This window comes from Siminovitchia terrae (assembly GCF_003605405.2).
GTDB lineage: Bacteria > Bacillota > Bacilli > Bacillales > Bacillaceae_C > Siminovitchia > Siminovitchia terrae.
On the sequence record NZ_QYTW02000007.1, the window covers coordinates 1 to 12,084 of the forward strand.

General features: G+C 41.3%; 14 protein-coding genes. 9 read left to right on the top strand and 5 right to left on the bottom strand.

Annotation, left to right across the window (positions count from 1 at the left end):
* The first annotated feature begins 282 nt into the window (after positions 1-282).
* Complete coding sequence (locus D5F11_RS09115) at positions 283-750, top strand: PaaI family thioesterase (protein WP_120118135.1); 468 nt, start codon at positions 283-285, stop codon at positions 748-750.
* On the top strand, positions 734-1,186 hold the full coding sequence (locus tag D5F11_RS09120) for a hotdog fold thioesterase (protein ID WP_120118136.1): 453 nt from the start codon (positions 734-736) through the stop codon (positions 1,184-1,186). Before D5F11_RS09115 ends, D5F11_RS09120 begins: the two co-directional genes overlap by 17 nt.
* A 10-nt stretch (positions 1,187-1,196) precedes the next feature.
* Here D5F11_RS09120 and D5F11_RS09125 read toward each other — a convergent pair whose 3' ends face one another.
* The 5 genes from D5F11_RS09125 to D5F11_RS09145 form a co-directional block, all read right to left on the bottom strand.
* On the bottom strand, positions 1,197-1,934 hold the full coding sequence (locus tag D5F11_RS09125) for an ABC transporter ATP-binding protein (protein WP_120118137.1): 738 nt from the start codon (positions 1,932-1,934) through the stop codon (positions 1,197-1,199).
* Position 1,935: 1 nt separating this feature from the next.
* Entirely contained in the window at positions 1,936-2,715 is a 780-nt protein-coding gene (locus tag D5F11_RS09130; RefSeq protein WP_185830615.1) for an ABC transporter ATP-binding protein, read from the bottom strand.
* A complete protein-coding gene (locus D5F11_RS09135; protein ID WP_120118139.1) occupies positions 2,715-3,761 on the bottom strand; it encodes a branched-chain amino acid ABC transporter permease in 1,047 nt (348 codons plus the stop codon). The genes D5F11_RS09130 and D5F11_RS09135 overlap by 1 nt, the downstream gene beginning before the upstream one ends.
* 3 nt (positions 3,762-3,764) lie before the next feature.
* Positions 3,765-4,646 (bottom strand): branched-chain amino acid ABC transporter permease, encoded by an 882-nt coding sequence (locus D5F11_RS09140; RefSeq protein ID WP_120118140.1) that lies wholly within the window; start codon positions 4,644-4,646, stop codon positions 3,765-3,767.
* An 84-nt stretch (positions 4,647-4,730) separates the two neighbouring features.
* Positions 4,731-5,921: an ABC transporter substrate-binding protein gene (locus D5F11_RS09145; RefSeq protein ID WP_376785287.1), complete on the bottom strand. Its 1,191-nt coding sequence runs from the start codon at positions 5,919-5,921 to the stop codon at positions 4,731-4,733.
* A gap of 464 nt (positions 5,922-6,385) precedes the next feature.
* Between D5F11_RS09145 and D5F11_RS09150 the strand changes: the two genes are divergently transcribed.
* The 7 genes from D5F11_RS09150 to paaD all read left to right on the top strand — a co-directional run bounded on the left by D5F11_RS09150 (position 6,386) and on the right by paaD (position 12,025).
* Complete coding sequence (locus D5F11_RS09150; protein ID WP_120118142.1) at positions 6,386-7,720, top strand: phenylacetate--CoA ligase family protein; 1,335 nt, start codon at positions 6,386-6,388, stop codon at positions 7,718-7,720.
* Between the two features lie 36 nt (positions 7,721-7,756).
* Complete coding sequence (locus D5F11_RS09155) at positions 7,757-8,761, top strand: NAD(P)/FAD-dependent oxidoreductase (protein WP_120118143.1); 1,005 nt, start codon at positions 7,757-7,759, stop codon at positions 8,759-8,761.
* Positions 8,762-9,029: 268 nt separating this feature from the next.
* Positions 9,030-9,278: a ferredoxin gene (locus tag D5F11_RS09160; protein ID WP_120118144.1), complete on the top strand. Its 249-nt coding sequence runs from the start codon at positions 9,030-9,032 to the stop codon at positions 9,276-9,278.
* Between the two features lie 104 nt (positions 9,279-9,382).
* Positions 9,383-10,339 (top strand): 1,2-phenylacetyl-CoA epoxidase subunit PaaA, encoded by a 957-nt coding sequence (paaA, locus tag D5F11_RS09165; protein WP_120118145.1) that lies wholly within the window; start codon positions 9,383-9,385, stop codon positions 10,337-10,339.
* A gap of 12 nt (positions 10,340-10,351) precedes the next feature.
* Positions 10,352-10,702, top strand: coding sequence for a 1,2-phenylacetyl-CoA epoxidase subunit PaaB (gene paaB, locus D5F11_RS09170; RefSeq protein ID WP_120118146.1), 351 nt, complete (start codon positions 10,352-10,354; stop codon positions 10,700-10,702).
* Positions 10,699-11,505 carry a 1,2-phenylacetyl-CoA epoxidase subunit PaaC gene (paaC, locus tag D5F11_RS09175; protein ID WP_120118147.1) on the top strand — a complete coding sequence of 269 codons (807 nt, stop codon included), beginning with the start codon at positions 10,699-10,701 and terminating at the stop codon, positions 11,503-11,505. The genes paaB and paaC overlap by 4 nt, the downstream gene beginning before the upstream one ends.
* Before the next feature lie 22 nt (positions 11,506-11,527).
* Positions 11,528-12,025 (top strand): 1,2-phenylacetyl-CoA epoxidase subunit PaaD, encoded by a 498-nt coding sequence (gene paaD, locus D5F11_RS09180; protein ID WP_120118148.1) that lies wholly within the window; start codon positions 11,528-11,530, stop codon positions 12,023-12,025.
* Positions 12,026-12,084: the final 59 nt, after the last annotated feature.

The following is a 12,084-nucleotide window of genomic DNA, read 5'->3' on the forward strand; positions in this document are numbered from 1 at the left end:
TATATGCGAAATTTGTACGCTTTGTTGACTAACATTAATTTCACCTCACAACAAGAACGTTTGTTTCCATTTTATCATAATGATACCCGTTTTGGCTGTCACCAACCGACATTCATCTCCCACTTACTTATTGGGCTCCGCCCTTTATATTCCTTGAAGTGGGAGTCTTCTGTCAGGAAATGATAAAGAGGAACTTTATCTAAATTTCGAAAAATTCAATTGATTAAATATAACTAAAAATGTATAATTCGTTTATAAAATGATATAAGGGAAGGTACAGTCATGGCCAAAATATACACTATGAGCGATCTGCAGAGGGTTGTAATGGAAGCGGAAACACCGCCTCCTTGTGACCTTACGATGCAAATAAAAGTTAACAGAGCCGAAAACGGGATTTCCCAAGGGGGTTGGAAAGTTGATAGTAAGTACATAAACGGATCGGACGTAGTCATGGGAGGATTCTTATCAGCCGCTGCAGATATTATGATGGCATATGCGATTTCATCTTTATTGACTGATGAAAATGGATTTGCATCCATTGACTTGGATACGACATTTCATCGACCGGCAGTTGAAGGGGTTATCGAAATCAAAGCGGAAGTGGAGAGGCTTGGACGGACAATTGCCTATGTGACTGCAGAGTTGGTTCAAAATGATAAAAAGGTGGCTTCGTGCGTTTCATCTGTGTTAATCCATCAAAAATCAATACTATTGCCTAAGGAAGATGCTGAAAATGAAAAAAGTAGATGAAAGAAAGGTACATCAATCATTCTATAAGGATATCTTTTCTATAATGGAACAGGAGCCGTATGCTCAACATTTGGGAATCAAGCTGGAAACGTTAGGGGAAGGAACAGCATCTGCAACATTAGAGATACAGAAACACATGTTGAATACACATGAGACTGTACATGGAGCTATTTTATTCGCTTTGGCGGACTATGTGTTTGCATCTGCCAGTAATTCTTATGGGAAGACAGCTGTAGGCCTTACTACAACAATGAACTTTATGGCCCCTGCAAAAAAAGGAGATATTCTGCGAGCGGAAGCGGTCGAAGAGAAGAAAAGCAACAGGCTTGCCTGGTACAAGATCAAAGTGTTCTGTGGTGATGAACTGCTTGCGACCATGGATGCTACAGTCTACCGTAAAAATGATTTTTTTGTTCCAGTGGAAGAAATGGAGTAAGAGACCGGCTTCAAGAAATGAAGCTGGTCTCTTTTTTTCCTCCCAAATAAGCGTCCCGGACACGGGGGTCTTTCATCAGTTCTTTTGCATCTCCATTAATGACGATTTCTCCCCGCTCTATGACACAGGCACGGTCTGCCACCTTCAGAGCCGCTTTTACATTTTGTTCTACAAGGATGATCGTCGTATTGAATTCCTTTCGAAGATGATCAAGTATATTCATGATATCTTTCACAATCAAGGGTGCCAGACCCAAAGAAGGTTCGTCAAGCATCATCAATTTCGGATTTGACATCAAACCTCGGGCAATGGCCAGCATTTGTTGCTCCCCGCCACTCAACAGTCCGCCGGGACGGTCTTCCATCGTTTTTAATTTAGGGAACAGTTCATAACAACGGTCCATATCTCTTTGCAAAGTCTTTTTACCTTCTTTGATCCGGTGGTAGGCCCCGAGCATGAGGTTATCCTTGACCGAAAGCGCATCAAAGATTTGTCTCCGCTCCGGGACAAGGCAAATACCCCGTTTGACAATTTGCTCTACCTTATTTTTACCAATGCTTTGGCCTTCGTATATGATATCTCCTTCTTTTTGGAGATACACTCCTGCAATGGTGCCAAGCAAGGTGCTTTTTCCTGCACCATTGGAACCGACGATGGCAAAAATTTCTCCTTTTTCAAGTGTAAATGAAATGCCTTTTAGCACATGGAGGAACCCGTGATACGTATGAATGTTATCGACTTGCAGCAACTTATATCGCCTCCTCGTCATCAGTGCCTAAATAGGCGGCAATGACTTTTTCATTTTCATAGATTTCAGCCGGAGTCCCCTCAGCGATTTTTTTGCCATAATCGATGACAACAATCCGGTCGGAAATCCCCATTACAGTTTCCATATCATGTTCCACAAACAGGAACGACATACCTTCACCTCTCATTTGTTTGATGACCTGGACAAGCTGTGCTGATTCCTGAGGATTTAAGCCGGCCATAGGTTCATCCAGCAGAATCAATTTTGGTGAGGAGGCCGCAGCGCGGGCAATTTCCAATAAGCGTTGATTTCCGTATGGAAGAACTTTAGAGTCCTCATGTGCCAGATCGGCAATACCCACTTTATCCAAGTAATGCATCGCAATTTCGCTAGCCTGTTTTTCTTCTCTCCTAACAAGCGGGAGCCTGAATCCTGAGGTTAAAAACCCAGTCTTTAGGCGGCAATGTACACCGGTCATTACGTTTTCTATTACGGTCATATTCTCAAACACCTGTAGATTTTGAAATGTCCGAGTGATTCCCTCCTTTGCGATTTGATAAGGCTGTTTGCCAGTTATTTCTTTCTCATTGAAATAAACCTTGCCCGATGTAGGAGGCAAAACACCCGTAATCATGTTGAACAAGGTTGTTTTTCCGGCGCCGTTCGGACCGATGACCGCTACGATTTCACCGGGATTAAGGTGGAAATCGACTTTATCCACCGCTACGACACCTCCAAACGACTTTGTGAGTCCATTTACTTCCAGCAAGGGATTGCTCATCATTTACTACCTCCTGCCGATACTTTAGGCTCATTTTTCTTTTTGATGGATGGGTGTTCTTTTTTACTGCGAAAAGGGATCAAGTTCCAGAGCTTTCCCAATACTGGTGCAAGTCCCTGCGGCATATAAATCAAAATGACTACCAGCAAAAAACCGAAAAAGATGATCTGGAATTCTCCGCCTACACTTGGGAGAAGGATAGGGACAACATCTTTCAGGCCCTCATTAAGTAGAACGTACACAATCGCTCCAATCATACCTCCCCAGATACTTGAGGAACCTCCAATGACAACCATAATTAACAGGTTAATTGACTCCATGGCTGTAAACAGTTCCGGATTGATGAAGGAGACATAATGTGCATACAGGCTCCCAGCAATTGAAGCATAGACCGCACTTAGGACGAACACTTTTAATTTATACTGCTGGATATTGACGCCAATGGAATTGGCAGCAATATCACTCCCATGAATAGATCTTAAAGCTCTTCCAACCCGGGAGTGGATGATATTGTTAGAAAACAAAATGCTTAAGAAGAGGATAAGCCAAACCAAATAGTAAAACTTCATATCTGTATTAAACGTAAAACCAAAAAGCTCAAAAGAAGGGATTCCAAAAAAGCCATTCAATCCTCCTGTAAGTGTTTTGAATTCTTTAAAAAACACAAAAATGATGATGCCGAATCCCAGCGTTGCAAGCGCTAAATAGTTTTCTTTGAGCTTTAAAGTTGGGATGCCGATAACTACTGCAATCAGAGAAGCGATGACAACTCCTGTCAAAATGCCCACTACACTTGGCAAACCATAGGTTCCTGTGACAATAGCGGCTGAATAAGCTCCGATTCCATAAAACGCTGCGTGTCCTAACGATATTTGGCCCGCATATCCCATGAGCATAGTTAAACCGGAAGTGACGATGGCGTATAAGCCAATCATAATCATGACACTGAGCATGAAAGAGTTTGCAAAAAATGGAATGGCAGTAAAGAGTGCAACCAAAATTGCTACTCCAATCAGTTGTTTTGGTTGGTTATGTTTATCAATCATATGCTATACTCGCTTTCCGCTTGCTTTTGCAAATAGTCCGCTTGGCTTGAAAAATAAAACCAATAGTAGCAAGGCAAAAATAACAGCATCTTTGTAGCCTGAAGTCCACAGTCCTTCGGTGAAAGATTCTAAAATACCGATCATGAAAGCACCGATAATTGCAGCAGGAGCATTAGTAAGCCCGCCTATGATGGCTGCAACAAAAGCCTTCACTCCCAGCATGAGACCCATTTCATAAGAGGCGCCTGAAATAGGAGCGATGATAATTCCGGCGACCGCACCCAATCCAGCACTGACAGAAATTGAGAGGAAGGACATCCATTCCGGTTTGATTCCCATTAAACGCGCTGCGCTGCGATTGACTACACAAGCTGTTACGGCTTTACCTACAAAGGTTTTATTAAAAAAGTAAAACATCGCAATCAAACTAATGAACGAAATCCCAATGGCCCAAATGCTTTGTGGAAGCAAAACAGCATTCATTATATTAATTGGATCGTTTTTGGTAAACGGAGCCAGTGATTTAGGCTGAGTTCCCCAAAGTAGAATAGCCAGCCCGCGTATGGCAATGGCCACTCCGATTGTAATGATAATAAGAGTGGGCAAGGAAGAATTCCTCGCAGGATAAATGGCAGACCTCTCAAAAACCCCACCTATAAGAACGACAATTACAATGCTCAAAATAATACCGATCGGCATTGGTATGTTCATCGATACAAATGTAATTGCTAACATGGCACCAAGCATGGCAAATTCTCCCTGGGCAAAATTCAGGACACCGGTGATATTATATGTGATGACAAAGCCGATAGCGATAAGAGCATAAATACTCCCAATCGTTAAACCTGAAAAAATCAATTGAAGTATTTGGGTCAAAAGCTCCATCATTAAACTCCTTTCAGTGTTAGTGCAAAGAAGACTGTTACAGAAGGAGAAAGCAGGGAATAGAACATATTCCCTGCCATACAATCACTCTCCTTTTGTCCAACTGCCATCCTTGATTTCAATCATTGCCAAGCTGTCGGATTTGAGACCGTTATGGTCATCGGCAGACATGTTGAATACACCAGAAATACCTACAAAACCTTCGGTATTCTCCAATGCTTCACGCAATTTTTCCTTATCAGTTCCAACTTCCTCCAATGCATTGACCAAAATATGTACAGCATCGAAGGCATGTCCGCCAAATGTGCTTGCTGCATTATCAAATTTATTTTCATAGCTTTCTTTAAATTGATTCAACACTTCTTTCTGTGAATCGTCGTCCCCGAGCTGATCGACTACAAGCAGTTTGCCGGCCGGAAAGATGACTCCGTTTGCTGCATCACCGGCGAGTTCGATAAATTCTTTTGTGCCAATTCCGTGACTTTCAATGATTGGAACATCTAGACCAATTTCACGTATGTTCTTAGTCACTACTGCAGATTCCTGGGCTGTTCCCCAGACAATGATTGCTTGCGGATTGGCTTTTTTAACTCTAGTAAGCATAGATTTCGCATCGTTAACTGTCGCTTCAAATTCATCCTCAATGACAGCCTCAATACCGTAGTCGCCTTTTAGTTTTTCAAATTCCTCATGGCCGCTGGTACCGTATGAGTTCGCAACACCCAGCCATGCTACTTTCGTTAATTTCTTACCTTCTAAATATTCTAGCAATTTAGGGATTACTACATCATCACCTTGGGCAGTCTTGTAAGTCCAGTCACGTGGTGAATTGTCGTCAGGTTGGTTCACCTGTTTACTCGCAGCAAGAGAGATGTATGGCACCTGTGCTTTTTCAGCAAGAGGAATCATCGCCAGACTGTTCCCACTGATTGTTCCGCCGATAATCGCTGTAACTTTTTCCTGTTCGATTAATTTTTTCATACCCAAAACCGCTTCGTTTTGGTCTGATTTGGAATCTATTGAGATGAGTTTTATTTTCTTTCCATCGATTCCACCGTTTCCATTCACTTCGTCAATAATCATTTTGATTGTTTCTTCTTCCGGTTTGCCTAATGGAGCTGCACTGCCTGATGCGTCTATGATACTCCCGATTTTAATTTCTTCAGATTTATCCCCGCCGCTGGAGCCTCCACCAGAGGTTTCTTCTTTATTTCCGCATGCTGCCATTGCACCAACTAATACAAAAGCCATAAGACCAAAAAGCCATAATTTGATATTCTTCATATACTTTCCCCTTTTTAACGAACTAGAATGAGTGTGTGTTTCTTGATCCATGTTTTTTCACATTTCCTCTTAAATTTTTTTATAGAATCATTGCGAAGCTACAGGCTTATTCTTGTTATATTCACCTCCTAAAGAGCTCTATTACAAAAGAAAAACGGGTGGTAAGAAAGCCCTTACAACTTGAGACAAAGATACCATAATAAAAAAATGTTGTAAACATAATAATTAGAAAAATTACAAGTATATGACAATGGAGAGGTTGGATAGGTAAATTTAAGTATATAAGGTATTTTGAGTCTCAAAAAGCGAATGACCACAAACAAATCAAATTTTCCGAAAAAACTGTTGACATTTTTTGATGAAGAGATAAAATTACACATATAACATATTTATTTGCAAACGACAGACCTTTGTTACATTAAAGCTACAGAGAAAAGCAAATGGAGGTAGATTCAATGATTTATAACCCTGGAATGGAAGCGTTATCAATTGCGGAAAAAGAAGAATTGCAATATGCACGATTACAGGAAACATTGGACAGGGTATATAACAGAGTGCCATTTTATAAAGAGAAATTCGATGAAAAAGGAATAAAAATAGATGATATTAAAAGTTTAAAGGAAGTTGAGAAGCTTCCTTTTACACACAAAAAAGACTTGAGAGATAACTATCCTTTTGGGTTATTTGCTGAGCCGATTGAAAATATCGTCCGATTACATGGATCATCTGGGACAAGTGGAAAACCTACAGTTGTCAGTTATACGAAAAATGATATAAAAGTATGGTCAGAGCTAATTGCCCGAGCAATCGTGGCTGCAGGGGGAAGCAGAGGAGATGTATTCCACAATGCATATGGATATGGATTGTTCACTGGAGGGCTAGGGCTGCATTTCGGAGCGGAACAGTTGGGAGTAGCGGTCGTACCCATTTCTGGCGGAAATACAGAGAGACAGATTTTGACCATACAGGATTTCAAGCCAAAAGGATTGGCATGTACTCCCTCTTATGCATTAAACATTGCGGAAAAAATGAGGGAAATGGGACTTGATTCAAGAAATAACAGCTTGAAATATGGGATTTTTGGTGCAGAGCCATGGTCGGAAGGAATGCGCTCAACGATTGAAGATATGCTCGGAATAAAAGCGGTTGATATTTACGGCTTAAGTGAAATTATGGGCCCGGGAGTGTCGATTGAATGCCATGTGGCACAGGATGGCCTGCATATTGCTGACGATCATTTTCTGGTGGAGGTCATTGATCCCGAAACCTTGGAGACTGTCAAAGACGGTGAAGACGGAGAGCTTGTTTTCACTTCGCTTACAAAGGAAGCGTTTCCATTAATCAGATACCGTACGGGAGATATTGCATCCATCACCCGTGAAAAATGTGAATGTGGAAGGACAACGACTAGGATGTCCAGAGTAAAGGGAAGAACAGATGACATGATCATCATTAGGGGAGTAAATGTATTTCCTTCAGAAATGGAACGGGTCCTTTTGCAAATCGACGGATTGGCGCCGCATTATCAAATTATGCTCATAAAAGATGGTCCGATGGATTGTGCAGAACTGCATGTTGAAATAAGTGAGGACCTTTACACCGGATTAAATGGGGATCTCGAACATGAACAAGTATTGATGCTTGAAAGAAAGGTCAAGCATGAAATTAAATCAGCCTGTCTTGTTTCGGTGAAAACGGTGATTGGGACACCTAAGAGCATTCCAAGATCAGAAGGTAAAGCGATCAGAATTGTTGATCGGAGAAAAAAGGACCCGGCTATACTTTCTTAACAGAGTATTGTTGAAAAGGAGAGCTTTAAAACACAAATGAATAATAAAATATTTGATATAACAATTATTGGGGGCGGGCCTGCTGGAATGTTTACTGCATTTTATGCAGGTTTAAGACAAATGTCAGTCAAGATCGTTGAGAGCCTGCCACAGTTGGGTGGGCAACTCACGGCTTTGTATCCTGAAAAATACATTTATGATGTAGCGGGATTTCCAAAGGTTCGTGCCCAGGAGCTAGTCGGGAATTTAACGAATCAGATGCAGTTGTTTGAGCAGGAAGTTTGTCTGGAGGAATCGGTAGAGTCTTTAATGAAGGCACACGACGGTACTTTTATATTGACTACCAATAAAGGAAGGCATTTTTCACGAGCCGTAATTATCACTGCAGGAAATGGAGCTTTTCAGCCAAGAAAGCTTCCGTTGGAAAAAGCAACGATATACGAAGAAGAGAATCTTCATTATTTTGTGGATAACATGACAAAGTTTTCAGGAAAGAGAGTCATTGTTTTTGGTGGTGGGGACTCTGCGGTGGATTGGTCTCTTATGCTTGAGCCGATTGCTCAAGAAGTGAATATAGTACACCGAAGGGATAAATTCAGGGCTCACGAACACAGCACAGAATTGCTTCACCAATCTTCGGTCAATATTTTTACACCCCATGTCCCAATCGACCTGATAGGTGACCAGCAAATCGAACAGGTCATTCTACAGCATGTTAAAACAAAAGAGGAAATTTCAGTTAACGTGGATGCCGTTTTATGCAATTACGGTTTTGTGGCTTCTCTTGGGCCTATCAAAGACTGGGGACTAGAAATTGAAAAAAATTCAATTATGGTTAACTCAAAAATGGAAACAAATATTAAAGGGGTCTATGCGGTGGGAGACATCAATACGTATGAAGGCAAGGTCAAACTGATCGCCACAGGGTTCGGAGAAGCCCCAATCGCAGTAAGCAATGCAAAAGTATGGATGGATCCGTCATCAAAGGTCCAGCCGATACACAGCACCACGGTTATGGAAAATAAAAAAGTAAATGTTTGAATACAGATTGAACCGAAATACCGTATCTGCCTGTTTGGAGGTGACCAGCGCTTCGGTCAATTCATTGGAACATCAGATTGACCGAAGCATCCTCAAACAGATATTTAACCAAAGATTCTATCACTACGTTTGCAATAGCATCTTTTGCATGATGTTGTTGAGCCAAGACAATGCCTGCCCTGCCGATAGAAGCTGGAAATGAACATAAACGCATAGATTTGACTTGATTCTAGGATTCTTTGAGCTTAAACAAAGGAGGATACCAATTATGCCAAAGTATACAATTGTCGATCAGGATACATGTATTGCTTGTGGTTCTTGCGGAGCTTGTGCTCCTGATATTTTTGATTATGATGACGAAGGCTTGTCATATGTGATTCTCGATGAAAATACAGGTACGATGCAGGTCCCGGAAGAACTGCATGATGATTTAGAGGATGCTTGTGATGGATGTCCGACAGATTCCATTAAAGTTGCAGATGTTCCGTTTGAAGGTCAGACCGAAAAAGCAGGATAAGATAGGTCTTTGATTCATAGTTAAAGGGGAAACTATTGATTTAAATATAACGATAACATACAATAACGTTAAAACCTTGTTATGTAAATGGGGAGGTTGCATATATGGAGGCCTTAATATATTCAGAAGATACTACGGACGCTAAAAAATTGGAAAGCTTTATAGAAAGAATTGAAACGGGTGACAAAATAGAAGCAGATGATTGGATGCCTGATGAATATCGAATAGCTTTGATCAAATTAATTTCAATGCATGGAATTAGTGAAATTATGGGAGCGCTTCCTGAGAAGGAATGGGTCCCTAAGGCACCGTCTTTAAGAAGAAAGCTTGGGATTATGGCAAAGGTTCAGGATGAAATGGGGCACGGCCAATTATTATTGAGGGTAGCCGAAGATCTTTTAAAGCCATATGGAAAAAACAGGGATGACTTAATGAAAGATTTATTTAAAGGAGATTTGAAGTTTCATAACGTATTTCATATGAGAACGCTAACATGGGCTGATGCCGGCCTAATTGGCTGGCTGGTAGATGGAGCTGCTATCATTACACAGACAAACATGCTAGGAGCATCATATGGACCATACGCTAGAGCACTTCAGCGCATTTGTGCGGAGGAAGTATTCCATGCCCAGCATGGTGAAGCGATTATCATGGCGCTTGCTGAAGGAACAGAGGAGCAGAAGCAAATGATCCAGGATGCCTTAAACCGCTGGTGGGAAGCTTTATTGATGTTTTTTGGACCAGCAAGCAGAGAGACGACAGGGCAATCCAAGCAGGACGTTACAATCAAATACAAAATTAGGACGAAAACGAATGAGCAATTGAGACAGGACTTTTTCAACAAGTATATCCCCCGTATTCACTCACTGGGATTAAGCATTCCAGATCCCACACTTAAATATATTGAAGAGGAAGACAGGTGGGAATACAGACAGCCGGATTGGAATGAATTCAAAAAGATCCTCAAAAACGAAGGCCCAAGATCCCAGGCACGTCTAAATTTAAGAAGAGTTTCATATGAAAATAACGCATGGGTGCGGGAGGCGCTCAGCCATGTATAAGGAGGAAAAGTCATGACTGCCGAAAACACGTTTTATCATGAGTATGAAGTTTTTAGTAAACGTACCGCAACTTCACCAATCCAGCATCAATTCTGCCTCTTGGCTCCAAATGAAGAAATAGCATTGGTCATGGCGCAGGAGAACTTTATGAGGAGAGAACCGGTAGTGGATATTTGGGTCGTAAAAAGGGATCATATCCGTTCACTGGATCCGGAAGAGAAAAGAAGCCTTGCCCGTTTAGATAATAAGGATTACAGGACAACAAAAGGCTATGGCTATTTAAAAAAGAAATGGCGGCAATATGAACAAAAAATGCTGGATGAGAAAGAAATTCTTTCTTGGGGAGGGGATGGTAAGAAATGACAGATGTTAAAGGCGATGTGAAATATAAAGAGGCGGTTGCAGATTTGCTGTTTCAATTTGCAGATGATGATTTTTTGATTTCATTTCGAGGCTCCGAATGGCTCGGATTGGCACCTCATATTGAGGAAGATGTGGCTTTCTCCTCCATTAGTCAGGATTGCATGGGTCACGCCACTATGTTTTACAGTCTACTCGAGGAGTTGGAATATGGTACAGCGGATGAGCTGGCGCACTCTCGTCCTTCCAAGGAGCGCAGAAACAGCATCCTTGTAGAAAGGCCGAATGGCGAAGGCAATTATATGGAAACACCGAAATATGATTGGGCTTATGCCGTTGTAAGAAACTATTTTTATACCACCGCAAAGAAAGTGAAAATAGATTCATTGAAGAATAGTTCATACAGACCTGCTGCTGAAATAGCTACAAGGGTGAACATGGAGCTTTTTTACCATTCGCTTCATTGGAAAACTTGGTTTGTACAGCTCTTGAGTTCTTCCGACGAGGCAATCGAGAGGATGAAAAATGCGATAGATGAAGTTATAAAAGACTTTGGAGATATGTTTATGTTTGGAAAAGTGACAAAAGACATTCACGAATATGGTTTAATTGAAGAAGGATCACTCCTACAGAAAAGATGGTTTGCTGAGTTGGAAAAAACATACACATCTCTTGATTTGGAGCTTCCTGAAATCCCAGAACAACCGAGTATGAATGGAAGGGTTGGAGACCATTCGCCGGATTTGGATTCCGCTCTTGAAACTCTTTCAGAGGTATATCGTTTGGATACTGCAGCTTCATGGTAATATGCAAGGAGTGTGATCAATAATGAAGACAGCCATGCCCATTTCCAAAGATACCATCATAGAAATCTTGGATACTGTCAAAGATCCGGAGATTGATACAGTCAGCGTGATTGATTTGGGAATGATTGAAAACATCCATATTGATGACAGCAATGTGACAGTGGATGTACTGCCAACTTTCCTCGGATGCCCTGCATTGGAAATAATCGAACGAAATATTGTAAAAGCCATCAAGTTTTCTACGTCGGCAGAAACAGCAAAAGTTCGTTTCGTTTATCATCCGCCATGGACATCTGACCGAATTACACCAAAAGGACATGAAGGCTTGAAAGCGTTTGGAATTGCACCACCTCCTCGGCATATGGAAGAAGATGGAACTTGGCATGTTGACTGTCCATACTGTGGATCAACTTACGTAACAATGGAGAATATTTTCGGTCCAACAGCATGCAGAAGCATCTTATATTGTAAATCTTGCAAAAATCCATTCGAAGCGATGAAACCGATTTCAAACATTTGAATAGGAGTTAAACACTGTACGAATAGAGGATGACTAGTTTTCTATTCGTACTTTTTTAC

Excerpts from the sequence above, each read along its gene's own strand:
- D5F11_RS09115 (WP_120118135.1), top strand. The coding sequence starts at position 283 with ATGGCCAAAATATACACTATGAGCGATCTGCAGAGGGTTGTAATGGAA.
- D5F11_RS09120 (WP_120118136.1), top strand. The coding sequence starts at position 734 with ATGAAAAAAGTAGATGAAAGAAAGGTACATCAATCATTCTATAAGGAT.
- D5F11_RS09130 (WP_185830615.1), bottom strand. The coding sequence starts at position 2,715 with ATGAGCAATCCCTTGCTGGAAGTAAATGGACTCACAAAGTCGTTTGGA.
- D5F11_RS09135 (WP_120118139.1), bottom strand. The coding sequence starts at position 3,761 with ATGATTGATAAACATAACCAACCAAAACAACTGATTGGAGTAGCAATT.
- D5F11_RS09140 (WP_120118140.1), bottom strand. The coding sequence starts at position 4,646 with ATGGAGCTTTTGACCCAAATACTTCAATTGATTTTTTCAGGTTTAACG.
- D5F11_RS09150 (WP_120118142.1), top strand. The coding sequence starts at position 6,386 with ATGATTTATAACCCTGGAATGGAAGCGTTATCAATTGCGGAAAAAGAA.
- D5F11_RS09155 (WP_120118143.1), top strand. The coding sequence starts at position 7,757 with ATGAATAATAAAATATTTGATATAACAATTATTGGGGGCGGGCCTGCT.
- D5F11_RS09160 (WP_120118144.1), top strand. The coding sequence starts at position 9,030 with ATGCCAAAGTATACAATTGTCGATCAGGATACATGTATTGCTTGTGGT.
- paaA (WP_120118145.1), top strand. The coding sequence starts at position 9,383 with ATGGAGGCCTTAATATATTCAGAAGATACTACGGACGCTAAAAAATTG.
- paaB (WP_120118146.1), top strand. The coding sequence starts at position 10,352 with ATGACTGCCGAAAACACGTTTTATCATGAGTATGAAGTTTTTAGTAAA.
- paaC (WP_120118147.1), top strand. The coding sequence starts at position 10,699 with ATGACAGATGTTAAAGGCGATGTGAAATATAAAGAGGCGGTTGCAGAT.
- paaD (WP_120118148.1), top strand. The coding sequence starts at position 11,528 with ATGAAGACAGCCATGCCCATTTCCAAAGATACCATCATAGAAATCTTG.